This window comes from Pseudomonas pohangensis, assembly GCF_900105995.1.
Classification (GTDB): domain Bacteria; phylum Pseudomonadota; class Gammaproteobacteria; order Pseudomonadales; family Pseudomonadaceae; genus Aquipseudomonas; species Aquipseudomonas pohangensis.
In genome coordinates this window covers 301,673-326,491 of the sequence record NZ_LT629785.1, presented here as the reverse complement: position 1 = coordinate 326,491, position 24,819 = coordinate 301,673, and the positions used below count along the sequence as shown (strand labels likewise).

Below are 24,819 nucleotides of genomic sequence, written 5' to 3'. Positions count from 1 at the left end.
CCTCGAATAAAACTCTGATTACGAGGGGCGAGACTAAGCAGCCGGGGGTGAAGAAGCTGTCAGCGCTATGTGAAAAATATGTCGAGGTGCGCGAACGGTAAAACCTGCAGAAACAAAAAAGCCCCGACCTGACGGGCGGGGCTGGATCTGCTGCAGACCGGGTTAAGCCAGCTTCTTGTGCCGCACCCGGTGTGGCTGCGAGGCGGCATCACCGAGGCGCTTCTTGCGGTCAGCTTCGTACTCGGTGTAGTTGCCTTCGAAGAACACCGCCTGCGAGTCATCCTCGTAGGCCAGGATGTGCGTGGCCACCCGATCGAGGAACCAGCGATCGTGGGAGATCACGATGGCCGCACCGGGGAAGTCCAGCAGCGCTTCTTCCAGCGAACGCAGGGTTTCCACGTCGAGGTCGTTGGACGGTTCATCCAGCAGCAATACGTTGGCGCCCTGCTTCAGGGTCAGCGCCAGATGCAGACGACCGCGCTCACCACCGGAGAGGTCCTTGACGAACTTCTGCTGGTCGCCGCCCTTGAAGTTGAAGCGGCCGACATAGGTGCGCGAAGGAATCTCGTAGTTGCCGATGCGGATCTGGTCGGAGCCATCGGAAATCATCTCGAACACCGTCTTGCTGCCGTCCAGATCATCGCGGCTCTGGTCAACGCAGGCCAGCTGCACGGTGTCGCCAACTTCAATCGTGCCGGAATCCGGGGTTTCCTTGCCCATCAGCATGCGGAACAGCGTCGACTTACCGGCACCGTTGCCGCCGATCACGCCGACGATGGCGCCCTTGGGCATGCTGAAGCTCAGGTTGTCGATCAGCAGGCGGTCGCCATAGCCTTTGCACACGTTCTTGAACTCGATGACCTTGTCGCCCAGCCGTGGCCCGGCGGGAATGTAGATCTCGTTGGTTTCGCTGCGCTTCTGGAATTCCTGCGACTGCATTTCCTCGAAGCGCTGCAAGCGCGCCTTGGACTTCGACTGACGGGCCTTGGCGCCTTTGCGCACCCACTCCAGTTCGTCCTTCATGGCCTTTTCATGGGCCGACTGCTGCTTGGATTCCTGCGCCAGACGGTTGGACTTGGCCTCCAGCCAGCCGGAGTAGTTGCCCTCGTAGGGGATGCCCTGACCACGGTCGAGTTCGAGAATCCAGCCAGCGACGTTGTCGAGGAAGTAACGGTCGTGGGTAATCGCCACCACGGTGCCGGGGAAGTCGTGCAGGAAGTGCTCCAGCCAGGCCACCGAATCGGCGTCCAGGTGGTTGGTCGGTTCATCCAGCAGCAGCATGTCCGGCGCTGACAGCAGCAGGCGACAGAGCGCCACGCGGCGTTTCTCGCCACCCGACAGATGCGCCACCTTGGCATCCCAGGCCGGCAGGCGCAGGGCATCGGCGGCCACTTCCAGCTGGCGATCAAGGTTATGCCCGTCGCTGGCCTGCAGGATGGCTTCCAGCTTGGCCTGCTCGGCGGCCAGCGCGTCGAAGTCGGCATCCGGTTCGGCATAGGCGGCATACACCTGATCCAGCCGCGCCTGGGCGTCCTTGATCACGCTGACGGCTTCCTCCACCACTTCGCGCACGGTTTTTTCCGGATCGAGCTGCGGCTCCTGCGGCAGGTAGCCGACATTCAGCCCCGGCATCGGCCGCGCTTCGCCGTCAAATTCGGTGTCGACACCGGCCATGATGCGCAGCAGGGTGGACTTGCCCGAGCCGTTGAGGCCGAGCACGCCGATCTTGGCGCCGGGGAAAAACGACAGGGAAATGTTCTTGAGGATTTCGCGTTTGGGCGGCACCACTTTGCACAGCCGGTGCATGGTGTAGACGTATTGAGCCAAAATTCAGACCTCTTTGGAAAAGTGATACATCAAGCAACCGCCATGATAAGCCATGTCAGGCGCTTGCAGCCGTTCCCCGGCCAGCGAAAGTCGATTCCTGCCCACCCGGAAACCGGCTCGATAGCCACTCTGGCGCACAGGGAATGCCGGCAAGGCGCCCGCCAGCCGGGAGCGCCTTGCCGGAGCGGGAAGGTTTACTGCCCGTAGATCTGTTCCGGCAGCCAGGTAATCAGCCCCGGATAGATATAGGCAATCGCCAGCAACAGCAGCTGGATCAGAATGAACGGCAATACGCCCTTGTAGATGGTGCTGGTGGGTACCGATTCCGGCGTGACCCCGCGCAGGTAAAACAGGGCAAAACCGAAAGGCGGCGTAAGGAAGGAGGTTTGCAGGTTCAGCGCAATCATCACGCCCAGCCAGATGGGATCAAGGCCCATGGCCAGCAGCACCGGGCCGACAATCGGCACCACCACGAAGGTGATCTCGATGAAGTCGAGAATGAAGCCGAGCAGGAAGATCACCAGCATCACCACGAAGAACGCGCCCAGTACGCCGCCGGGCAATTGCGCGAAGATGTCCTCGATCATCACTTCGCCACCGAAGCCGCGGAACACCAGGGAAAACAGCGAGGCGCCGATCAGGATCAGGAACACCATGGCGCTGATTTCGGTGGTACCAAAAGCCACTTCACGCAGCTGGGTAAAATTCAGCTGGCGCTTGTACAGCGCCAGCAGCATGGCACCCAGCGCACCGAGCGCTGCCGCTTCGGTAGGCGTGGCATAGCCGGCGAGAATCGAGCCCAGCACCGCACCGATCAGCAGCAGTGGCGGCACCAGTGCATTGGTCAGCTTGCCCCACTCGATATCGCCCAGTTCTTCCTGCGGCAGTGCCGGCAGCTTTTTCGGCTGCCAGATCGCCACCGCGATGATGTAAAGGATGTACATGCCAACCAGCAACAGGCCGGGCAGCAAGGCACCGACAAACAGGTCGCCCACCGATACGGTCTTGGGCGAGAAGATGCCCAGCTTCAATTGCGCCTGCTGATAGGCGCTGGACATCACGTCACCCAGCAGTACCAGCACGATCGACGGCGGAATGATCTGCCCGAGGGTGCCGGTCGCAGCCAGGGTGCCGGTGGAAATCGCCGGATCGTAACCACGCCGCAGCATGGTTGGCAGCGCCAGCAGCCCCATGGTCACTACAGTGGCGCCGACAATCCCGGTCGAGGCGGCCAGCAGCGCGCCGACCACACAGACGGAAATGGCCAGACCGCCACGCAGCGTGCCGAACAGGCGTGACATCGACTCCAGCAGGTCTTCGGCAACCCGCGATTTCTCCAGCATCACTCCCATGAACACGAACAGCGGCACCGCCAGCATGGTCTGGTTGTTCATGATGCCGAACAGGCGGTTGGGTAGTGCGCTCAGGTAGGTGGCATCGAAGGTCCCGGTAAGGATGCCGATTCCGGCAAACAGCAGCGACACCCCACCCAGGGTAAAGGCCACCGGAAAACCGCCCATCAAGGACGCGCATATGCAGATGAACAGCAGAATCGCCATTACTTCAGCCATGCTTCACCTCCACAGCCGGTGCGCGGCCGCTGAGGATATTGGCGGACTTGATCAGTTCGGCCAGGCCTTGCAGGACCAGGCTGAACACCAGCAGCAGGATGATGCTCTTTTGCAGGTAGACAAAGGCCAGGCCGCCCGATTCGCTGGAGCCTTCCAGGGTCGCCCAGGAATTGCTCACGTAATCCCAACTGGCCCAGCCCAGAAACACGCAGACCGGCAACAGAAAGAACAGGGTGCCCAGACTGTTCACCAGCGCCTGGCCGCGCGGGCCGAAGTTCTGATAGAAGATATCCACGCGCACATGCCCGTTACGCTGCAGCACCCAGGCCGCCGCACCCATGAATACCAGGGCATGGGCATACAGAACCGCTTCCTGCAGGGCGGTAGCGCCGATGCCGAAGCCGTAGCGCAGGATCACCACGATAGCTGTGCCAAGCACCAGAAACAGGGTCAGCCAGGCACAGGCTTTTCCCAGCAGGGCATTGAAGGATTCGAGGCTGCGGGCAAGACCGGGCAGCAGTGGTGGCTTCGGGGACATGCGGAGTCCTTGTTGTTATTGGCTTTCAGGGTAAGCGGCCAGCCATCTTAGGCAGGCCGGCGCAAGCACGGCAATGCTAGTGAAACTTTAGTCGTATTCGCTGGGCTTGAACGGCACTTGCTACTAAGGTAGTTGGGTAAGGTCGGTTGCAGCGATTCTGCGATCCGCCAATACAACAATAGAGGAGCTTCGCATGAAACGTCGTCAAATTCTTACTGCGGCTGGCGCAGGCCTTGCAGTTACCGCTCTGGCCGGTTGCAAACAGGACACGGATACGGCTGCCAAGCCGCAGGAAGGCGGCAGCGGCCAGACTTTCCACTGGAAAATGGTCACTTCCTGGCCAAAGAACTTCCCCGGCGTAGGTATCGGCGCGGAACGCTTCGCCAAGCTGGTGGATGAAATGAGCAACGGCCGCCTCAAGATCAAGGTGTATGCCGCTGGTGAACTGGTGCCGGCGCTGGAAGTCTTCGATGCGGTCAGCCGTGGCACAGCGGAAATGGGCCATGGCGCGCCCTATTACTGGAAAGGCAAGGTACCTGCTGCGCAATTCTTCTGCGCCCTGCCCTTTGGCCCGAATGCCCAGGAAATGAACGCCTGGCTGTATCGCGGTGGCGGCATGCAGCTGTGGGAAGAAACCTACAAGCCCTTCGGCGTATTGCCGATGGCCTGCGGCGCCACCGGCGTGCAGACCGCCGGCTGGTTCAACAAGGAAATCAACAGCGTTGAAGACTTCGTCGGCCTGAAGATGCGTACCCCCGGGCTCGGCGGCGAAGTGCTGACCAAGATGGGCGGCACCGTGGTCAATCTGCCTGCCGGCGAGATTTTCACCGCCTTGCAGACCGGCGCCATCGACGCCACCGAGTGGATCGGTCCTTACAACGACATGGCTCTGGGCCTGCACAAGGCGGCCAAGTACTACTACACCCCGGGCTGGCAGGAACCCAACGTCACCTTTGAACTGGATGTGAACATCAAGGCCTGGGAAACCCTGCCGGCTGACCTGCAGGCCATCGTCCGTGCCGCCGCGCGCGACGAGAACGCCGACATGCTGGATGACTACAACGTCAGCAACATGCAAGCCATGGAGCAGCTCAAGAAGGAAGGGGTGGATGTGCGGCGCCTGCCGGATGCCGTGCTGGCCAAGCTCAAGGAAAAAGCCGTCGAAGTGATTGACGCCAGTGCGGCGGCCGATCCGGTAGCCGCCAAGGTCTATGCCCAGCAGAAGGCCTTCCTCCAGCGCATGTTCGCCTATGGCGAGATGAACGAGAAGGACATGTACAACATCCGCAGCTGATTGCCAGTCCACACAAAAACGCCGACTTCAGGGTCGGCGTTTTTGTCTGCGGCATCTGCACCCGGCGCACCGCACCAGGCGCTGAAAATCCGTCAAGGCATCCGCACTGAGCGGCGCTTTCAGAGCGGCAAAAAACACCGGAGCCAGCTGCCACAGCAGCCTGCATGCTCCCGGCGCCGGGTTGAGCCGAGCCAGGCTAATCCCCCTCGCCATAGCCGCCACTCGCCTTGGGCAGGCCAGCCTGCGGCCATTCGCATCAAACTGGTCCACAGACCCGGAAACAGGCCCGAATCACGCACCAAGAGAGGGCAAAACACCTTTGACGGCAATTTTCAATCTCACTAACCAGCTGTAATAAAAGGGTTTTATCTAGTTGGCCCGATTCTCGCTACCACCTCGGACGAGTTACACAGTTCAACCCCATTCTGAACCGTGATCGCCTGAGGAGGCTCCAATAATGAAACGCCGTCCCTTTCTGAAATCCACACTTGCCGTCAGCGCCCTGGTGCTCAGCGGACTGTTCCCGTACAGCCTGCAGGCCGCCGAAACCATCAAGGTCGGCATTCTGCATTCGCTCTCCGGCACCATGGCCATTTCCGAAACCTCGCTGAAAGACATGGCGTTGATGACCATCGACGAAATCAATGCCAAGGGTGGCGTGAACGGCAAGATGCTTGAGCCGGTAGTGGTCGATCCGGCTTCCAACTGGCCGTTGTTCGCCGAGAAGGCGCGCCAGCTGCTGACCCAGGACAAGGTTGACGTGGTATTCGGCTGCTGGACCTCGGTATCGCGCAAATCGGTACTGCCGGTATTCGAGGAACTGAACGGCCTGCTGTTCTACCCGGTGCAGTACGAAGGCGAAGAAATGTCGCCCAACGTCTTCTACACCGGCGCCGCACCCAACCAGCAGGCCATTCCGGCGGTGGAATACCTGATGAGCGAAGAAGGCGGCAGCGCCAAGCGCTTCTTCCTGCTGGGTACCGACTACGTCTATCCGCGCACCACCAACAAGATTCTGCGCTCGTTCCTGCACAGCAAGGGTGTGGCAGACAAGGACATCGAAGAGGTCTACACCCCCTTCGGCCATAGCGATTACCAGACCATCGTCGCCAACATCAAGAAGTTCTCGGCGGGCGGCAAGACCGCCGTGGTATCGACCGTGAATGGCGACTCCAACGTGCCGTTCTACAAGGAACTGGGTAACCAGGGTATCGAAGCCACCGAAGTGCCGGTCGTCGCCTTCTCGGTCGGCGAAGAAGAACTGCGCGGCATCGACACCAAGCCACTGGTCGGTCAGCTGGCCGCGTGGAACTACTTCGAGTCGCTGGAGAATCCGGTCAACGACAAGTTCGTCGCCAGCTGGAAGGCCTATGCCAAGGCCAAGAACCTGCCCAACTACCAGACCGCGGTAACCAATGACCCGATGGAAGCCACCTACGTGGGCATCAATATGTGGGCGCAGGCGGTAGAGAAAGCCGGCACTACCGATGTCGACAAGGTGCGTGAAGCCATGGCCGGGCAGACCTTCGCCGCTCCGGACGGCTACACCCTGACCATGGACAAGACCAATCACCACCTGTGGAAACCGGTGATGATCGGTGAAGTGCAGGAGGATGGTCAGTTCAACGTGGTCTGGCAGACCGACGGCCCGGTTCGCGCCCAGCCATGGAGCCCTTACATCCCGGGTAACGAAAGCAAGCCGGATCATGCGGTGAAGAGCAACTGACCCGCCGGGGCCTGACCCCATCTGCTGCTCGGGAGCCTGCTGGCTGGCGATCGAAGCGACACCTCTGCCTCGGGCAGAGGCTGATCGCCAGCCAGTTCGCTCCTGCACAGCTCATCTGCTGGAACCCCCTTTATGTCCACCGCACTGACCCGAATTCTCCTGTCACTGGTTCTGCTGCTGCCGCTGTGCGCCCGGGCCGGTGATGCCAACGATCTGGTAGCGGCCAAGCCCGGCGAGCAGGCAAAACTGCTGGAAAGCTGGGCCGCGCAGCCGGACCCGGCGCGCCAGGAACTGCTCGACGCCCTTGAACAGGGCCGGATTGGCAGCGACAGCAGCAAAACCGCTTTTGTCGAGACAGAAGCCGGCTGGCAAGCCGTTGAAGGCGATGCCACGCCGCAATCAACCCCACGCAAGCTGCGCCTGAATAACCGTCTGCGCGGCTTGCTGATCATCGTTCAGGCCAGCCAGCAACTGCTCAGCGAAAACCCCGAGGTGCGCCTGGCGGCAGCGCAGACCCTGCAACAAAAAGGCAAACCGGCGCTGCTACCGCTGCTCAACCAGCAACTGGCCGGCGAAACCGACGAGCAAGTGCAAGCGGCACTGACCCTGGCCCTGGCCAACCTGCAACTGGTCGACCCTGATCCCGAGGTACGCTTGCAGGCCGTTCGCCTGCTCGGTGAAACCGGCGAGCCGCTGGCGCGTATCCGCCTGGAAAGACTACTGGTCGATGGCGTTGAGCCTGAGGCGCGGATACGCAATGCCGCCGCCACCAGTCTGGAACAGGTCAAGCGCCGCCTGCTGCTCGGTGAACTGCTCGGTCAGGCCTTTAGCGGCCTGTCACTGGGCTCGATCCTGTTACTGGCCGCCCTCGGCCTGGCCATCACCTTCGGCCTGCTCGGGGTGATCAACATGGCCCACGGCGAGATGCTGATGCTCGGAGCCTATGCCACTTACATGGTGCAGGTACTGTTCCAGCGGTTTGCTCCGGAAGCTCTGGCTCTGTATCCGCTGGTGGCCCTGCCGGTGGCGTTTTTCATCACCGCAGCCATCGGCATGGCCCTGGAACGTACTGTCATCCGCCACCTCTACGGCCGGCCGCTGGAAACCCTGCTGGCCACCTGGGGCATCAGCCTGATCCTGATCCAGCTGGTACGCATGATCTTTGGCGCGCAGAACGTCGAAGTGGCCAACCCCTACTGGCTGTCCGGCGGCGTCCAGATACTGCCGAACCTGGTACTGCCTTACAGCCGCATCATCATCATCGGCTTCGCCCTGTTTGTGGTGGCGCTGACCTGGCTGCTGCTGAACAAGACCCGCCTCGGCCTCAACGTGCGCGCCGTGACGCAGAACCGCAATATGGCGGCCTGCTGCGGCGTGCCAACAGGGCGGGTGGACATGCTCGCCTTCGGACTCGGCTCCGGTATCGCCGGGTTGGGCGGCGTGGCCCTGTCGCAGATCGGCAACGTCGGCCCGGACCTCGGCCAGAGCTACATCATCGACTCCTTCCTGGTGGTGGTGCTCGGCGGCGTCGGCCAGTTGGCCGGTAGCGTCACGGCCGCCTTCGGCCTGGGCATCGCCAACAAGATTCTCGAACCGCAGATCGGCGCCGTACTGGGCAAGATCCTCATCCTCGGCCTGATCATTCTGTTTATCCAGAAGCGCCCGCAGGGTCTCTTTGCACTCAAAGGACGGGTGATCGACTAGCGGAGCCTGCTCACGCCAATTGCCATACTGCGCCGAAGCCCCAAGGCCGGCGAAAGGAAAAGGACAGAAACAATGCTGCACCAATACAACTTCAGCAATAGCCCTGCCGTCCTTGCGACAACGGCCCTTCGGGTTGCGCCTGCTGACGCGCCATACGGCGTTGTGCATCTTGCCGAGGGAATAACCCTCGGCTGCGATCCACGCCTTGCCTGGCCCGCCAGCAGTCTGCAACGCAGTACGCCCCTTGACGTGAGCATGCTCCGATGAATAGCCAACTCAAAGCTGCTCCACTCAACGGCACCCTGCTGGCACGCTTCAGCGCCCGGCTCGGCCCGCAACTGTCGTTGCGCCTGACGTTTCTGGTGCTGGCCAGTCTGCTGATCATTCCCTTGCTGCACCTGCTACCGGCGGACAGCGCGCTGCATATCTCCGCCTACACCCTGACCCTGGTTGGCAAGATCCTCTGCTACGCCATAGTCGCCCTGGCGCTGGATCTGGTCTGGGGCTACGCCGGTTTGCTGTCGCTCGGCCATGGCCTGTTCTTCGCCCTGGGTGGCTACGCCATGGGCATGTACCTGATGCGTGAAAGCGCCGGTGACGGCCTGCCGGAGTTCATGACCTTTCTGTCCTGGAACGAACTGCCGTGGTACTGGTACGGCACCTCAAGCTTCCTCTGGGCGCTGTGTCTGGTGGTGCTGGCGCCCGGGTTATTGGCCCTGGTTTTCGGCTTCTTCGCCTTCCGCTCGCGGATCAAGGGCGTGTACTTCTCGATCATGACCCAGGCACTGACCTTTGCCGGCATGCTGCTGTTCTTTCGCAACGAAACCGGCTTTGGCGGCAATAACGGCTTTACCAATTTCCGCAGTCTGCTGGGTTTCGACATCACCGCACCGGGCACCCGTGCCGTGTTGTTCTTCGCCATCATCGCCCTGCTGGCCGGCAGCCTTCTGCTGAGCTGGAAGCTGGCGCGCAGCAAGTTCGGCCGGGTGCTTACCGCCCTGCGCGATGCGGAAAACCGTCTGATGTTCTGCGGCTACGATCCGCGCGGTTACAAACTGTTTATCTGGGTACTCAGTGCCGTGCTCTGCGGCCTGGCCGGCGCGCTCTATGTGCCGCTGGTAGGCATCATCAACCCCAGCGAAATGTCACCGACCAACTCCATCGAAGCGGCTGTCTGGGTCGCGCTCGGCGGCCGCGGCACGCTGATCGGTCCGCTGCTCGGCGCCGGCATGGTCAATGGCATGAAGAGCTGGTTCACCGTGGCCTTCCCCGAGTACTGGCTGTTCTTCCTCGGCGCCCTGTTCATTCTGGTCACGCTGTACCTGCCCAAAGGATTGTTCGGCATCCTCAAGAAAGGAGACCCGCAATAATGCGCTCGGCACCGCTCCCCGAAGTATTCATCGACCCCAATCGCGATGCAGGCACCAGCCGTGATGCGGTTGGCCTCGGCCGCCGCGTCAGGCCAGGGCTGGATGCGCGCCACGGCACCATCCTCACGCTGGAAGGCATCAACGTCAGCTTCGATGGTTTCAAGGCCCTGAACAACCTCAACCTGTACATCGGCGTGGGCGAACTGCGCTGCATCATCGGCCCCAACGGTGCCGGCAAGACCACCATGATGGACGTGATCACCGGCAAGACCCGCCCGGATAACGGCCAGGCGTTCTTCGGTGACACTCTCGACCTGACGCGCATGAGCGAAGTGGAAATCGCCCAGTCCGGCATCGGTCGCAAGTTCCAGAAGCCCACCGTATTCGAGGCGCTCAGCGTGTTCGAAAACCTCGAGCTGGCGCTGAAGACCGACAAATCGGTGTGGGCCAGCCTGCGCGCCAGACTCAGCGGCGCGCAGCAAGACCGCATCGATGAAGTACTGCAAACCATCCGCCTGGACAGCTCCCGCGCACGACCGGCCGGGCTATTGTCCCACGGGCAAAAACAGTTTCTCGAGATCGGCATGTTGCTGGTGCAGGAGCCACAACTGCTACTGCTCGATGAGCCGGTAGCGGGGATGACCGATGCCGAAACCGAATTCACCGCCGAGCTGTTCAAATCGCTGGTGCCGCAGCACTCACTGATGGTAGTGGAGCACGACATGGGCTTTGTCGGCAGCATTGCCGACCACGTTACCGTGCTGCATCAGGGCAGCGTACTGGCTGAAGGTTCGCTGGATGCCGTACAGGCCAACGAACGGGTAATCGAGGTGTATCTCGGGCGCTGAGCCACAGTGCCCGTAGGGTGGGCTTCAGCCCACCAACCAGATAGAACTTTCATGGTGGGCTAAAGCCCACCCTACAACGGATGGATCGACATGCTGCAAGTCCAACAGCTTCACCAGTACTACGGCGGCAGCCATATCCTGCGCGGCCTGTCGTTCGAGGCCAGGGTCGGCGAAGTCACCTGCCTGCTCGGGCGCAACGGTGTGGGCAAGACCACCCTGCTCAAGTGTCTGATGGGCCTGATTCCGGCCAAGGACGGCAGCGTCACCTGGGAAGAACAGACCATCACCCAGCTCAAACCGCACCAGCGGGTGCATGCCGGCATCGCGTACGTGCCCCAGGGGCGGGAAATTTTCGGCCGCCTGAGCGTAGAAGAAAACCTGCTTATGGGGTTGTCGCGTTTTCCCGGCTCCCAGGCCAGGGAAGTGCCGGCCTTTATCTACGAACTGTTCCCGGTGCTGGAAGAAATGAAGCTGCGCCGTGGCGGTGACCTTTCCGGCGGCCAGCAGCAACAGCTGGCGATAGGCCGCGCGCTGGCCAGCCAGCCGCGCTTATTGATCCTCGACGAACCCACCGAGGGTATCCAGCCCTCGGTGATCAAGGAGATTGGTGCGGTAATCAAAAAACTCGCTGCCCGTGGTGACATGGCCATTCTGCTGGTCGAGCAGTTCTACGATTTTGCCGCCGAGCTGGCCGATCAGTATCTGGTCATGGCCCGTGGCGAGATCATCCAGCAAGGCCGCGGCGAGACCATGCACGAGGAAAACGTGCGCGGGCTGGTAGCGATTTAAGCGTCACTGTAAGGTGGATGACACTTTCTCCATCCGCCGCAATACCCGGTTTGCCTGCTCGAAGCAGCTCTCTCCAATCCACGAAAATATGCCATGAACGCCTCTGCCCCCACCGCCCTGTTTACCCCCAGCTGGCATGCCCGGCTGGAACTGGGTTATGCACGCGTCGCGGACAGCACGCGTCCGGTGTTGCGCCGTCATCTGGGGCCGCTGCGGGTGCAGAAGCACCTGTATGGCGACGGGCCGCAGGTCTGCCAGCACATCATCGTCCACCCTCCCGGCGGGATTGCCGGTGGTGACCGCCTGGATATTTCTGCAACGGTCGGCGAGCAGGCCTGGGCGCAACTGACCAGCCCCGGCGCTGCCAAGTGGTATCACGCCAGCAGCCCGGCGTTTCAGCAGATCCAGCTCAGGGTAGCGCCCGGTGCCACCCTGGAATGGCTGCCGCAAGAAACCATCATCTACTCCGGTGCCCGGGCCGAACTAAGCACCGCTATCGAACTGCAAGGCGATGCCCGGCTGTGCTACTGGGACATGATTGCCCTGGGTCGCCCGGCCAGTGGCGAGCGCTTCAACCAGGGCCACTTTCAATCCCGTCTGGATATTCGCCGCGACGGCCAACTGCTCTGGCACGAGCGCCAGCGCATCCTCGGTGATGACGGCTTGCTCGACGCCAGCATCGGCCTCGCCGGCCAGCCGGTGTTCGCCACCCTGCTGGTCAGCGGTGAAATGGATAGCGCGTTGCTCGAGCGTTGCCGCAGCATTCCCGGGCGCGTGCGCGGCGATCTCAGTCAGTTGCCCGGTCTGGTCGTCGCCCGCTGCCTGGCCCACGAAGCACTGCACGCCCGCGCCTGGCTGATTGAGCTCTGGCGTTTATTGCGCCCGGCATTACTCGGTCGCGCAGCCGTACCCCCACGAATCTGGAGCACCTGAAACATGGATCTGACCCCGCGGGAAAAAGACAAACTGCTGATCTTCACCGCCGGCCTGTTGGCCGAACGGCGCCTGGCCCGCGGGGTCAAGCTCAACTACCCGGAGGCCATTGCCTATATCTCCGCGGCCCTGCTCGAGGGCGCCCGCGACGGCCAGACAGTGGCCGAACTGATGCACCTGGGCACTACCCTGCTCAGCCGTGACCAGGTTATGGAAGGCATCGCTGAAATGATCCCGGAGATTCAGGTGGAAGCCACTTTTCCGGACGGCACCAAGCTGGTCACCGTCCACCAACCGATTGCTTGAGGAGCCCGCCATGATCCCCGGCGAATACCAGATCCAGGACGGCGAAATCGAACTCAACGCCGGCCGCCGCACCCTCAGCCTGACGGTAGCCAACAGTGGCGACCGGCCGATTCAGGTCGGCTCGCACTACCACTTTTTCGAAACCAATGACGCGCTGGCGTTTGACCGCGAGCCCACCCGCGGCATGCGCCTGAACATCGCTGCCGGCACTGCCGTGCGTTTCGAGCCGGGGCAAAGTCGCGATGTCGAACTGGTCGAGTTGGCCGGGGCGCGCCGCGTGTTTGGCTTCGCCGGTCGCGTCATGGGTGACCTTTGATTTCTGATGCTTCCCACGCTCCGCGTGGTAAGCCATAACGGGACGCTCCGCGTCGCCAGCCGTGTTCCTGCGCAGAGCATGGGAACGATCAAAAAAGGATTGCAAGCGATGAAAATCTCCCGCCAGGCCTACGCCGACATGTTCGGCCCCACCGTCGGTGACAAGGTACGTCTGGCCGATACCAACCTGTGGCTGGAAGTGGAACAGGACTTCACCCACTACGGCGAGGAAGTGAAGTTCGGCGGCGGCAAGGTGATTCGCGACGGCATGGGCCAGAGCCAGCTGTGCGCCAAGGATGTGGTCGACACGGTGATCACCAACGCGCTGATCCTCGATCACTGGGGCGTGGTCAAGGCCGATGTGGGCTTGAAGAGCGGGCGCATTGCTGCCATCGGCAAGGCCGGCAACCCGGACATTCAACCTGCGGTAACCATTGCCATCGGCGCCGGCACCGAAGTCATCGCCGGTGAAGGCATGATCCTCACCGCCGGCGGTATCGACAGCCATATCCACTTCATCTGCCCGCAGCAGATCGAAGAGGCCCTGATGAGCGGCGTGACCACCATGATCGGCGGCGGCACGGGACCTGCCACCGGCACCAACGCCACCACCTGCACCCCCGGCCCGTGGCACCTGGCGCGCATGCTGCAGGCCGCCGACGCCTTCCCGATGAACCTCGGCTTTACCGGCAAGGGCAACGCCTCGCTGCCGGCGCCATTGATCGAGCAGGTCAAGGCCGGCGCCATCGGCCTCAAGCTGCACGAAGACTGGGGCACCACCCCGGCAGCCATCGACAACTGCCTGAGCGTGGCCGATGAGTACGACGTGCAGGTGGCGATCCACACCGACACCCTCAACGAGTCCGGCTTCGTCGAAACCACCCTCGGCGCGTTCAAGGGCCGCACCATTCACACCTATCACACCGAAGGCGCCGGCGGCGGTCACGCGCCGGACATCATCAAGGCCTGCGGTTTTGCCAACGTGTTGCCCAGCTCGACCAACCCGACCCGGCCCTTCACCCGCAACACCATCGACGAACACCTGGACATGCTCATGGTCTGCCACCACCTCGACCCGAGCATTGCCGAGGACGTGGCTTTTGCCGAAAGCCGCATTCGCCGTGAAACCATTGCCGCCGAAGATATCCTGCATGACCTCGGCGCCTTCAGCATGATCAGCTCCGACAGCCAGGCCATGGGCCGCGTCGGCGAGGTGATAACCCGCACCTGGCAGACCGCCGACAAGATGAAACAGCAGCGCGGCGCCCTGCCCGAAGACAGCGCTGGCAACGATAACTTCCGCGCCAAACGCTATATCGCCAAGTACACCATCAACCCGGCCATCACCCACGGCATCAGCCACGAAGTGGGTTCGATCGAAGTGGGCAAGTGGGCCGATCTGGTGCTCTGGCGCCCGGCCTTTTTCGGCGTCAAACCCAGTCTGATTCTCAAGGGCGGCTCGATTGCCGCCAGCCTGATGGGCGACGCCAACGCCTCCATCCCCACCCCGCAACCGGTGCACTACCGGCCGATGTTCGCCAGCTTCGGCGGTAGCCTGCACGCCAGCAGCCTGACCTTTATCAGCCAGGCCGCACTGCATGCCGGCGTGCCGCAACAGCTGGGGCTGAAAAAGCACATCGCGGTGGTCAGAGGCTGCCGTGAGGTAAAGAAAACCGACCTGATCCACAATGACTACCTGCCGAATATCGAGGTCGATCCGCAGAACTATCAGGTCAAGGCCGACGGCCAGTTGCTCTGGTGCGAACCCGCCGACGTGCTGCCCATGGCACAACGTTACTTCCTGTTCTGAGGCCCCTTATGCTGGTGATTGAACAACGTATTCCCGCGCAAGCCGAGGCCGACGCCGAGCTGCTGCTGAGCTTCGAGGCGCGCAGCAAAAGCCGCCTGCACTGCTACACCACCGCCGGTGAAGAGGTCGGCCTGTTTCTCGAACGCGGCCAGCCGGCGCTGGCCGATGGCGATTGCCTGCGCGCCAGAGACGGTCGCGTGGTGCGGGTATGTGCGCGCCCGGAACCCCTGCTGCATGTGACCTGCAGCAGCCCGTTCGAGCTGATGCGCGCGGCCTATCATCTGGGCAACCGCCACGTTGCGCTGCAACTGGGTGACGGCTGGCTGCGCCTGCCGGACGACTACGTGCTCAAGGCCATGCTCGAACAGCTGGGCGCCACGGTGAGCCTGATCGAGGCACCCTACCAGCCCGAGCAAGGAGCTTACGGCGGTGGCCATCACCACTCCCACGCCGGCGATGCGGAATTCAGCTACGCGCCGCGCCTGCACCAGTTCGTGAGCAAGGCATGAATCCCGCCTGGGCCCTGTTGCGACTGGCCAGTCCGCAGTTGCCGATTGGTGGCTACAGCTATTCGCAAGGGCTGGAATGGGCGGTGGACAGTGGCCTGGTGCACGACGCCGACAGCGCCCGGCACTGGCTCAGCGAACAGCTGCTGCTCAACCTTGCGCGCTTCGAGGCACCCTTGCTGCTGGCCCACTGCGCCGCAGCCAATGCCCAGGACTGGGCGCAACTGGCCGAGCTGGCCGCCGCACAACGCAGCAGCCGCGAAACCCGCGAACTGCAGCAGGAAAACCGCCAGACCGGCTATTCCCTGCAACAGCTGCTGCAAGGCCTGCCGGAGCTGGATCAGCCCGCCCGCGATTTTCTCGCCGACTTGCCCGCACCGGGGCTGGCGCCACTCTGGGCCCTGGCGGCCCGCGCCTGGCAGATCAGTCCGCAGGACGCCCTCGCCGCCTGGCTGTGGGGCTGGCTGGAAAACCAGCTGGCGGTGCTGATGAAAACCCTGCCGCTCGGCCAGCAGGCCGCGCAGCGCCTGACCAGCGCCTTGCAGCCCAGCCTGCAACAGGCCCAGCAACACGCCAGCGACTTGCCACCCGAACACTGGGGCAGCGCGCCCTTGGGTCTGGCCCTGGCCAGCATGGCCCACGAACGCCAGTACTCCCGTTTATTTCGTTCTTGATCAGGAAAACACCCATGAGCAGTCAACCTTTGCGTATCGGTATCGGCGGCCCGGTCGGCTCCGGCAAAACCGCCCTGACCCTGGCCCTGTGCCTGGCATTACGTGAACGCTACAACCTGGCCGTCGTCACCAACGATATCTACACCCAGGAGGACGCGCAGTTTCTGGTGCGCAACGAGGCCCTGGCGCCGGAGCGGATCATCGGCGTGGAAACCGGTGGCTGCCCGCACACCGCCATCCGCGAAGACGCTTCGATCAATCTGGAAGCGGTGGAACAACTCAACCGGCGCTTCCCCGGTCTGGACCTGATCATCGTCGAGTCCGGCGGTGACAACCTGTCCGCCACCTTCAGCCCGGAACTGTCCGATCTGACCCTCTACGTGATCGACGTTTCGGCCGGCGACAAGCTGCCACGCAAGGGCGGGCCGGGCATCTGCAAATCCGACCTGCTGGTAATCAACAAGGTCGATCTGGCACCACTGGTGGGTGCTTCGCTGGATGTGATGGAGCGCGACACCCTGAAGATGCGTGGAGAGAAGCCCTTCGTCTTCAGCAACCAGAAAACCGGTCTGGGGCTGGAGCAGATCATCGCCTTTATCGAACGCCACGGCATGCTCAACGCCGCCTGATCGCTACGGAGAAACGCCCATGACCCGCCGCCAAATCTTCGCCACCCTTGCCCTGCTGTTCAGCCCTGCGCTGGCCATGGCCCATCCCGGCCACGATGCCACCGGCCTGCTTGCCGGCCTCGGCCATCCGCTGGCCGGCCTCGATCATCTGCTGGCCATGCTCGCCGTTGGTTTGTGGGCCGCGCAGCAACAAGGCGCTGCATGCCGCGCCTTGCCCCTGACATTCGTCGGCAGCATGCTGGCTGGCGCTGTGCTGGGATACAGCGGTATTGCCCTGCCAGGGACCGAAAGCGCCATAGCCGCCTCAGTCATGGCCTTCAGCCTGCTGGTAGTGGTCGCGGCGCGCCTGCCGCTAGCGGTTGCGGTCAGCCTTACCGCAGCTTTTGCGCTGTTCCATGGTGTGGCACATATTCAGGAGCTACCTGCCAACGGCAGCGTGGCGAGCTATGCCAGCGGCTTTCTGCTGGCCACTGCCGGCCTGCAGGCACTGGGCTTTGCCCTGTTACGCTGGCTGCCCGCCGCTGCCGCACCATGGCTGCGTGCCAGTGCCGGGATTTCAGCTGCCGCAGGCGGCTGGCTGCTGCTCGGCTGATTCGCCTTAGGCCCTGGCGTCAGGCTCGCCTGCTACAGCTTTTCTGCCGGGTGAGCACTGCTCGTCTGACACATGACCCAAGCTCATGTGCCTACGGGCGGCTGTTAGGGTAGAATTCGCGGCCTCAACTTCTCCCGACCCGCTGATTTTTCAGGTGACCACCATGTTCAGCCGTGATTTGACCCTAGCCCGCTACGACGCCGACCTGTTTGCCGCCATGGAGCAGGAAGCCCAGCGCCAGGAAGAGCATATCGAACTGATTGCTTCGGAAAACTACACCAGCCCGGCAGTGATGGAAGCCCAGGGCAGCGTGCTGACCAACAAGTACGCCGAAGGCTATCCGGGCAAGCGTTATTACGGTGGTTGCGAATACGTGGATGTGGTCGAGCAACTGGCCATCGACCGCGCCAAACAGCTGTTCGGTGCCGACTACGCCAACGTGCAACCGCACTCCGGCAGCCAGGCCAACAGCGCCGTGTACATGGCCCTGCTGAACCCGGGCGACACCGTGCTGGGCATGAGTCTGGCCCACGGTGGCCACCTGACCCACGGTGCCAGCGTGAGCTTCTCCGGCAAGATCTACCACGCCGTGCAGTACGGTATCGACAATGTTAGCGGGCTGATCGACTACGACGAAGTCGAGCGTCTGGCCGTTGAATGCAAGCCGAAAATGATCATCGCCGGCTTTTCGGCGTACTCACAGTTTCTCGACTTCCCGCGCTTCCGCGCCATCGCCGACAAGGTCGGCGCCTACCTGTTCGTCGACATGGCCCACGTGGCCGGTCTGGTCGCCGCCGGCGTCTACCCGAACCCGCTGCCCTATGCCGACGTGGTCACTACCACCACCCACAAGACCCTGCGTGGCCCGCGTGGCGGCCTGATTCTGGCCAGAGCCAACGAAGCGCTGGAGAAGAAATTCAACTCCGCCGTATTCCCCGGTGGCCAGGGTGGCCCGCTGGAGCACGTGATCGCCGCCAAGGCGGTGTGCTTCAAGGAAGCCCTGCAACCCGAATTCAAGACCTACCAGCAACAGGTAGTGAAGAACGCCCAGGCCATGGCCGAAGTGTTCATGGCCCGTGGCTTCGATGTGGTTTCCGGCGGTACGCAGAACCACCTGTTCCTGCTCAGCCTGATCAAGCAGGACATCACCGGCAAGGATGCGGATGCAGCACTGGGTCGTGCCTTTATCACGGTGAACAAGAACAGCGTGCCCAACGATCCGCGCTCGCCGTTCGTTACTTCCGGTCTGCGCATCGGCACACCAGCGGTGACCACCCGTGGTTTCCAGGAAGCCGAATGTCGCGACCTGGCCGGCTGGATCTGCGACATCCTCGCGGACCTCGGCAACGAGGCAGTGATCGACGCCGTACGCGAAAAGGTCAAGGCGGTCTGCGCCAGGCTGCCGGTGTACGGCAACTAAGCTCCAGCAAGCGCAGCAAACAAAACCCCGCCGTAGCGGGGTTTTGTTTTTTCCGGGACAGCTGTCGGCAAGCGTCCGGCTAAGGCATGGGCACCACGGTGTAATACACACCATTGGCCCCGTAACTGGGTTTCACCCAGGAGTTGCCACACAGGTAGTAGCTGCTGCCCGCAACGGTTTTCAGATTGCACCCCGGCGGCAGGGTGGCAAACATCGCGCCCATGGTCATGCTCGGCGGTGCTGCAGCAGCCAGCCCCGCCTGATAGCCGGCACCGTATGAATTGTCGTAGCCGGAATAGTAAGCGTTGTTCTCGGCGTTGCGGTTAGCCGCGTTGGCGATGGCCGCACCGGCGGCTACACCCACGGCTGCGGCTGCGGCCGGGTTGACATCGTCATCGTCGTTGCAGTCATAACAACCGCTGCCGTAATACACCGAGGTCGGCGGGTGGTAGTAACTGCTGCCGTAATAATTGCTGTTGTGATAAACCGTGGTCGTGCCATAACCGTCGGCGTGATTGCCACTGGCACTGTCGCCATAGGCGTTATGCGCATTCCACGAACCATCGCCACCGGAAGCGCTGCCGCCATAATTGCCCTTGGCATTCCAGCTGCCGTCACCGCCGGAAGCTGAACCGCGCCAGTTGGAGGCATTCCAGGAGCCGCTGCCACCCGAGGCACTGCCACCCCGATTGCCACTGGCATTCCAGCTGCCGTCACCACCAGAGGCTGAACCAAAATCACCGGAATGGCTCCACGAACCGCGGCTGCCCGAGGTATGCCCCCATGCGGACGCATGTGACCAGGCCTGCGCATACCCCGCAACACACAGCGCACCCAGCAAGCCGGCAAGCCGGAAAACGGTCTTGTTCATAGCTGCATACTCCTCGCTCAGGGCTTTACAGCAGTTTGTTTAGCGGCTGGCAGCGGTTGCCTGCGTTGTGGTGCGGCAAACTCGATGAGCCGGGCCTGCTTGATGTTGGCCGGCCGGAAGAAGCTCTCGGGTAGTGCCGAGTCGAGTTTCCAGTCACTGAAGGCAACCTGCTGGCGCAATTGCGCGGGATCATCGCGGAACACGGCACGCATCAGGCGTGGCAACTTGTCCTGGCGACCGATCCAGGCCTGTACGAATACATCATCGCTGGCGTAGGCAATCACGTCGGTAGTGGTATCGCCGACCGCCTTCGACTCACCGATATAGAAGGCCAGGCGCATATCAGCAGCCAGGTCCCGGTACGGATTGGCGACTATCACATCGGTAAAGGGGAAATAGATAGCCGCCTGCTGGTAAGCCGCCTGCAGGGTTGCATCTATGCTCGGCGGCGCATCCGCCACCGCCAGCAGGTTGTCTGCCGGAACATAGGCAAAAACCTGTTGGCCGTCATAGTAGAACTCGCTGACCGGACCATCACCCGACGTCAGCACGCGCAAACGATCCGGACGTTGCAAGGTGACCTGCTCGGTCGTGCTGTAGGCCAGCGGCGGACCGAGCCTGCTGGGTTTCTCGTAAGTGCTGACGGCCTTGAAACTCAACCCCCTGGCGGCGGCAAGTCTGGCGCTCATGGCCTGCAGAACATCCAGCGCACGGGCTTCCAGGCGCACCGCAGGGGCCTCGACAGGCGGCTTTTCGGCGGCAGGCAACTGCAGTGCCAGCAGACTGCCAAACAGGCCGCCGATCAACCAGCCACTGTACTTCTTGTGTAGAAACATGCTCATGCCTCCGATACAGGCAATTCATCCAACCCAGACCAGCACCGGCTGCCAGCCCCGGGGTTATTTCTGCTGGGCCTTGAGCAGGTCACGGATCTCGCCAAGCAATTGCTGATCCGCTGTCGGACCTGCCGGTGCGGCTGGTTCTGCCTGTTCTTCTTTCTTCAGGCGGTTGATGGCCTTGACGCCCATGAAAATGGCAAAGGCCACGATGATGAAATCGAACAGGGTCTGCAGAAACTTGCCGTAACTGAGCAGTACCGCCGGCACATCGCCTTCAGCCGCCTTGAGGGTAATGGCCAGATCGGAAAAGTCGACACCACCGATCAGCATGCCGATCGGCGGCATGACCACGTCGCCGACAAATGAGCTGACAATCTTGCCGAAAGCTGCACCGATGATGATACCGACGGCCATGTCGACCACATTGCCCTTGACGGCAAAGGCTTTGAATTCACTGATTATGCTCATGGGAAATTCCTGTCCGTTGATGAAAATGCGCTTGCCGGACAAACGTCCGGGGCGCGACTGCCCCGACACTTGTGCCGCTGCCACCCAGTGTAACCAGCCATTTGCATGGCTGCCATGTGTGTCACCAAGCCTGCGCTTGACCGGGGTCAATGAAGCCGGGCGCGGCAACCGCTAGGGTGAGACCATCTGAACCAAGGAGCTCGAACCCATGCATGTTGAACATCACCCCCTGATGAATGATTTCCCGGAACTGCGCGAAACCCTGCACGAGCTGCGCCAGAACGACAATCACTTCGCGCGCATAGCCGGCGAGTACGAGGAACTGGACAAGCTGATCTGCCGCGTCGAGGATGGCGTCGAAATGCTTGATGACGACAGCCTGACCAGCCTCAAGCTGCAGCGGGTCAGTCTCAAGGACGATGTTGCACGCATGCTGCAACAGGCCAAAGGCAGCTGCTGCGGTGGTTGTGGCGGCTAAAATAGGCGCAGTCAGCAGTAATACTTTCTGAAAAGCCCGGACAGACTCCTGCCCGGGCTTTTTCATGGGCGCCCCCCCGCCAACCGGACCCGGCTCTGGCTGCACGGCAGCCGCTGGTTATTGGCATGTCACGGTAATGACACGGTCATGCGACATACTTGCTGGCGCGCTTCCTGCGGCATATGCCGCAGCCATATTGCCTGCTGGCCAGTCTAGAATCGCAGCTTGCCCAGCAATCACAAAGACCGCCCATGACCGAGCAAGACAACCAGCCCCCGGCGCACCCCTCTTTCGTCGTGGCCCTGTGGTTCTGGCTCAAGCTGGGCTTCATCAGCTTCGGCGGGCCGGCCGGACAGATTGCCATCATGCATCAGGAGCTGGTCGAGCGGCGGCGCTGGATCTCCGAACGGCGCTTTCTGCATGCCCTGAACTTCTGCATGCTGCTGCCCGGTCCCGAAGCCCAGCAATTGGCGATCTATCTGGGCTGGCTGCTGCACCGCAACCGCGGCGGCATAGTCGCCGGCGTGCTGTTCGTGCTGCCTTCACTGTTCATCCTGATCACCCTGTCCTGGCTGTATATCGCCTTCGGCGAGCAGCCACTGGTCGCCGGACTGTTCTACGGCATCAAACCGGCGGTCACTGCCATCGTCCTGCAGGCCTGCCAGCGCATTGGTTCACGGGCGCTGAAAAACAACTGGTTGTGGGGTATTTCCGCAGCCGCTTTTGTCGGCATCTTCGCCCTCGAGTTGCCCTTCCCGCTGATCGTCATCGGCGCCGCGCTGATCGGCTTTATCGGTGGCCGTCTGGCACCCCGGGTATTTGCGCTCAGCAGCGTGCATACCGGCAAGCAGAAAGACTACGGCCCGGCGCTGATCGGCGATCATTCCCCGCCCCCCGCGCACGCCCGCTTCAGCTGGCCACGCTTGTGCGGCCTGCTGCTGGTGGGTGCCCTGCTCTGGTTGCTGCCGATGGGCCTGCTCTGCGCGCTGTTCGGCTGGGACGGCAGCCTGACACAGATGGCCTGGTTTTTTACCAAGGCCGCCCTGCTTACCTTCGGTGGCGCCTATGCCGTGCTGCCGTACGTTTATCAGGGCGCCGTGGGCCACTATGGCTGGCTGACTCCGACACAGATGATCGACGGCCTGGCGCTGGGCGAAACCACCCCGGGACCGCTGATCATGGTGGTGGCCTTTGTCGGCTTTGTCGGCGCCTACGTGCAACCGCTGTTCGGTCCGGATTCAGCCTTTGCCGGAGCGGCACTGGCGGCCGGGCTGGTGACCTGGTTTACCTTTCTGCCTTCATTCCTGTTCATCCTCGGTGGCGGTCCGCTGGTCGAGTCGACCCACAACGACCTGAAGTTCACCGCGCCGTTGACTGCGATCACCGCAGCAGTGGTCGGGGTGATCCTCAACCTGGCACTGTTCTTTGCCTACCATGTGTTCTGGCCGCAGGGCTTTGCCGGCAGTTTCGAGTGGCCGGCAGCACTGATCAGTCTGGCCGCCCTGATTGCGCTGCTGCAGTTCAGGCGCGGGGTAATCGAGGTTCTGCTATGCAGTGCCGTGCTCGGGCTGCTTATCCGGCTATATTGAGGTTTTCAGAGCAACTTCCGCACCAGCAAGTGGTGCAATCTAACCGGAGAAAAGCATGAAGCGCCTGATGCTCGTTGCGCTGTTTCTGCTGTGCATGACAGGTTGTGACAAGGCTGCAGAAGATTCGGCCAAGGCCCCTGCATCAAAGCCCGCTGGCGCGACTGTGCAAGCGCCGACGCTGGACCTGCCGCCGGCGCAATTGAGCGCTGCCGAGGAATCCGAAGTGGACGCCATGGTGCTGCCGATACCGCCAGCCTGGGTTGGCGATCTGGATGGCATGCGCGCCAGGCGCACCGTGCGCATACTGGTGCCGTACAGCAAGACCTTCTATCAGGTCGATCGCGGCAAACAACAAGGGGTTTCCTACGAGTACGGCAAAGCCTTCCAGAACTGGCTGAACAAGCATCAGCCACTCAAGGGCAAAGCCCAGCACTGGCGCGTCATGTTCATTCCCACGCCACGCAACGAGCTGTTGCCCAAGCTGCTATCCGGCGTCGGCGATATCGCTGCCGGCGCGCTGACCGTTACCGAAGGACGACTGCGTACCGTCGATTTTTCCGCGCCGATAACCTCTAACGTGAATGAAGCGATTGTTACCGGCCCGGGCGCGCCAACCATCAACCGCCTGGAGGATCTCAGCGGGCAGGAAGTCTACGTGCGCCCGTCCAGCAGTTATTTCGAACATCTGGTTGAACTCAACGAGCGCTTCCAGGAACAGGGGCTGGCACCGGTGAAGATCATGCCGGCCAACGAGAACCTGGAAACCGAAGACCTGCTGCAGATGGTCAATGCCGGCTTGTACGACATCACTGTCGCCGACAGCTACATCGCCAGGCTGTGGCAACCGCTGTTCAGCGACCTGCAGATCCACGAGAACTTTTATCTGCATGAGGGCGGCAAACTGAGCTGGGCGATGCGCAAGAACAGCCCGCAGCTGAAACAGGCGATCGACGCCTTCACCAGGGAAAGCAAGTCCGGCACCGAGTTCGGCAACATCATGCGCAAGCGTTACTTCACCAATGCCGACCGTCTGCGCGATGCCAAGTCGGAAAAGGACATGCAGCGCTTCAATGCACTGATCGGCATTTTCCAGAAATATGCCAGCACCTATGACTTTGATTACCTGATGCTGATGGCGCAAGGCTTCCAGGAGTCGCAACTGCAGCAAAACGTGCGCAGTCGTGCCGGTGCCGTCGGCGTGATGCAGGTGCTGCCGACCACTGCTGCGGAACTGGGCATCCGCGATGTGGCAAGCAACGTCGATCGCAACATCGAAGCCGGCAGCAAGTACCTGCGGCTGATTTCCGACCGCTATCTGAGCGACCCGGAGATCACCCCGGTCAACCGTACCCTGATGAGCTTTGCCGCCTATAACGCCGGACCGGCCAACCTGATGAAATTCCGCAGGCTGGCCGAAAAATCCGGACTGGATCCGAATGTCTGGTTCGGCAATGTCGAGCAGGGCGCAGCACGCATTGTCGGCCGCGAGACCGTGGAGTACGTGGGCAACATCTACAAGTACTACATCGTTTACAAACTGGCCGCACAACAACTCGAGCAGCACGACAAGGCCACCCGGACGCAAAACTGACCGAATAATGTGGTCAACCGTTGCCGTTTGCAGCGGTCACTGCCAGCGCCTGCACAGCAGGCCGGCACCTTTCTGCCGGACAGCGCCGCGCCCCTCTGGCCAGGCTGTTCTATAGTCAGTCTTTGCCGTAG

General features: G+C 62.0%; 24 protein-coding genes. 18 read left to right on the top strand and 6 right to left on the bottom strand.

Annotation, left to right across the window (positions count from 1 at the left end):
• Positions 1 to 162: 162 nt before the first annotated feature.
• From ettA to BLT89_RS01560, 3 genes are all read right to left on the bottom strand, one after another.
• Entirely contained in the window at positions 163 to 1,827 is a 1,665-nt protein-coding gene (gene ettA, locus BLT89_RS01570) for an energy-dependent translational throttle protein EttA (RefSeq protein ID WP_090192767.1), read from the bottom strand.
• Between the two features lie 194 nt (positions 1,828 to 2,021).
• Positions 2,022 to 3,398 (bottom strand): TRAP transporter large permease, encoded by a 1,377-nt coding sequence (locus BLT89_RS01565; protein ID WP_090192766.1) that lies wholly within the window; start codon positions 3,396 to 3,398, stop codon positions 2,022 to 2,024.
• A complete protein-coding gene (locus tag BLT89_RS01560; protein ID WP_090192765.1) occupies positions 3,391 to 3,936 on the bottom strand; it encodes a TRAP transporter small permease subunit in 546 nt (181 codons plus the stop codon). Before BLT89_RS01560 ends, BLT89_RS01565 begins: the two co-directional genes overlap by 8 nt.
• A 193-nt stretch (positions 3,937 to 4,129) precedes the next feature.
• Between BLT89_RS01560 and BLT89_RS01555 the strand changes: the two genes are divergently transcribed.
• The 15 genes from BLT89_RS01555 (at position 4,130) to glyA (ending at position 18,852) form a co-directional block, all read left to right on the top strand.
• Positions 4,130 to 5,230, top strand: coding sequence for a TRAP transporter substrate-binding protein (locus BLT89_RS01555; protein WP_090192764.1), 1,101 nt, complete (start codon positions 4,130 to 4,132; stop codon positions 5,228 to 5,230).
• Positions 5,231 to 5,687: 457 nt separating this feature from the next.
• Positions 5,688 to 6,956: an urea ABC transporter substrate-binding protein gene (gene urtA, locus BLT89_RS01550; protein ID WP_090192763.1), complete on the top strand. Its 1,269-nt coding sequence runs from the start codon at positions 5,688 to 5,690 to the stop codon at positions 6,954 to 6,956.
• Between the two features lie 132 nt (positions 6,957 to 7,088).
• Positions 7,089 to 8,660, top strand: coding sequence for an urea ABC transporter permease subunit UrtB (urtB, locus tag BLT89_RS01545; RefSeq protein ID WP_090192762.1), 1,572 nt, complete (start codon positions 7,089 to 7,091; stop codon positions 8,658 to 8,660).
• Between the two features lie 263 nt (positions 8,661 to 8,923).
• Positions 8,924 to 10,030, top strand: coding sequence for an urea ABC transporter permease subunit UrtC (gene urtC / locus BLT89_RS01540; protein ID WP_090192761.1), 1,107 nt, complete (start codon positions 8,924 to 8,926; stop codon positions 10,028 to 10,030).
• Positions 10,030 to 10,878 (top strand): urea ABC transporter ATP-binding protein UrtD, encoded by an 849-nt coding sequence (urtD, locus tag BLT89_RS01535; RefSeq protein ID WP_090192760.1) that lies wholly within the window; start codon positions 10,030 to 10,032, stop codon positions 10,876 to 10,878. The genes urtC and urtD overlap by 1 nt, the downstream gene beginning before the upstream one ends.
• A 90-nt stretch (positions 10,879 to 10,968) precedes the next feature.
• Positions 10,969 to 11,667 carry an urea ABC transporter ATP-binding subunit UrtE gene (urtE, locus tag BLT89_RS01530; protein WP_090192759.1) on the top strand — a complete coding sequence of 233 codons (699 nt, stop codon included), beginning with the start codon at positions 10,969 to 10,971 and terminating at the stop codon, positions 11,665 to 11,667.
• Between the two features lie 93 nt (positions 11,668 to 11,760).
• Complete coding sequence (locus BLT89_RS01525) at positions 11,761 to 12,600, top strand: urease accessory protein UreD (RefSeq protein WP_090192758.1); 840 nt, start codon at positions 11,761 to 11,763, stop codon at positions 12,598 to 12,600.
• A gap of 3 nt (positions 12,601 to 12,603) precedes the next feature.
• Complete coding sequence (gene ureA / locus BLT89_RS01520) at positions 12,604 to 12,906, top strand: urease subunit gamma (protein ID WP_090192757.1); 303 nt, start codon at positions 12,604 to 12,606, stop codon at positions 12,904 to 12,906.
• A 10-nt stretch (positions 12,907 to 12,916) separates the two neighbouring features.
• Positions 12,917 to 13,222, top strand: coding sequence for an urease subunit beta (locus BLT89_RS01515; RefSeq protein WP_090192756.1), 306 nt, complete (start codon positions 12,917 to 12,919; stop codon positions 13,220 to 13,222).
• Positions 13,223 to 13,330: 108 nt separating this feature from the next.
• Complete coding sequence (gene ureC, locus BLT89_RS01510) at positions 13,331 to 15,031, top strand: urease subunit alpha (protein ID WP_090192755.1); 1,701 nt, start codon at positions 13,331 to 13,333, stop codon at positions 15,029 to 15,031.
• Between the two features lie 8 nt (positions 15,032 to 15,039).
• Positions 15,040 to 15,540, top strand: a complete 501-nt coding sequence (gene ureE, locus BLT89_RS01505) for an urease accessory protein UreE (RefSeq protein WP_090192754.1) — start codon at positions 15,040 to 15,042, stop codon at positions 15,538 to 15,540.
• Positions 15,537 to 16,211 carry an urease accessory protein UreF gene (locus BLT89_RS01500; protein WP_090192753.1) on the top strand — a complete coding sequence of 225 codons (675 nt, stop codon included), beginning with the start codon at positions 15,537 to 15,539 and terminating at the stop codon, positions 16,209 to 16,211. The genes ureE and BLT89_RS01500 overlap by 4 nt, the downstream gene beginning before the upstream one ends.
• 14 nt (positions 16,212 to 16,225) lie before the next feature.
• On the top strand, positions 16,226 to 16,840 hold the full coding sequence (ureG, locus tag BLT89_RS01495) for an urease accessory protein UreG (protein ID WP_090192752.1): 615 nt from the start codon (positions 16,226 to 16,228) through the stop codon (positions 16,838 to 16,840).
• Positions 16,841 to 16,859: 19 nt separating this feature from the next.
• Positions 16,860 to 17,432 carry a HupE/UreJ family protein gene (locus BLT89_RS01490; RefSeq protein ID WP_090192751.1) on the top strand — a complete coding sequence of 191 codons (573 nt, stop codon included), beginning with the start codon at positions 16,860 to 16,862 and terminating at the stop codon, positions 17,430 to 17,432.
• A 163-nt stretch (positions 17,433 to 17,595) separates the two neighbouring features.
• On the top strand, positions 17,596 to 18,852 hold the full coding sequence (gene glyA / locus BLT89_RS01485; protein WP_090192750.1) for a serine hydroxymethyltransferase: 1,257 nt from the start codon (positions 17,596 to 17,598) through the stop codon (positions 18,850 to 18,852).
• Between the two features lie 79 nt (positions 18,853 to 18,931).
• Here the strand turns inward: glyA and BLT89_RS01480 are convergent, their stop codons facing one another.
• The 3 genes from BLT89_RS01480 to mscL form a co-directional block, all read right to left on the bottom strand.
• Positions 18,932 to 19,723 (bottom strand): hypothetical protein, encoded by a 792-nt coding sequence (locus tag BLT89_RS01480; protein ID WP_090192749.1) that lies wholly within the window; start codon positions 19,721 to 19,723, stop codon positions 18,932 to 18,934.
• Positions 19,724 to 19,740: 17 nt separating this feature from the next.
• Positions 19,741 to 20,559: a DUF2092 domain-containing protein gene (locus BLT89_RS01475; RefSeq protein WP_090198581.1), complete on the bottom strand. Its 819-nt coding sequence runs from the start codon at positions 20,557 to 20,559 to the stop codon at positions 19,741 to 19,743.
• 63 nt (positions 20,560 to 20,622) lie between these two features.
• The gene (mscL, locus tag BLT89_RS01470) at positions 20,623 to 21,030 is read right to left on the bottom strand and encodes a large-conductance mechanosensitive channel protein MscL (RefSeq protein ID WP_090192748.1); all 408 of its coding nucleotides are present in this window, start codon (positions 21,028 to 21,030) and stop codon (positions 20,623 to 20,625) included.
• A gap of 208 nt (positions 21,031 to 21,238) precedes the next feature.
• Between mscL and BLT89_RS01465 the strand changes: the two genes are divergently transcribed.
• The 3 genes from BLT89_RS01465 (at position 21,239) to BLT89_RS01455 (ending at position 24,688) form a co-directional block, all read left to right on the top strand.
• Positions 21,239 to 21,508, top strand: a complete 270-nt coding sequence (locus BLT89_RS01465) for a YdcH family protein (RefSeq protein ID WP_090192747.1) — start codon at positions 21,239 to 21,241, stop codon at positions 21,506 to 21,508.
• Between the two features lie 251 nt (positions 21,509 to 21,759).
• Entirely contained in the window at positions 21,760 to 23,097 is a 1,338-nt protein-coding gene (chrA, locus tag BLT89_RS01460) for a chromate efflux transporter (RefSeq protein WP_090192746.1), read from the top strand.
• Positions 23,098 to 23,152: 55 nt separating this feature from the next.
• Positions 23,153 to 24,688 carry an MltF family protein gene (locus BLT89_RS01455; RefSeq protein ID WP_231975051.1) on the top strand — a complete coding sequence of 512 codons (1,536 nt, stop codon included), beginning with the start codon at positions 23,153 to 23,155 and terminating at the stop codon, positions 24,686 to 24,688.
• Positions 24,689 to 24,819: the final 131 nt, after the last annotated feature.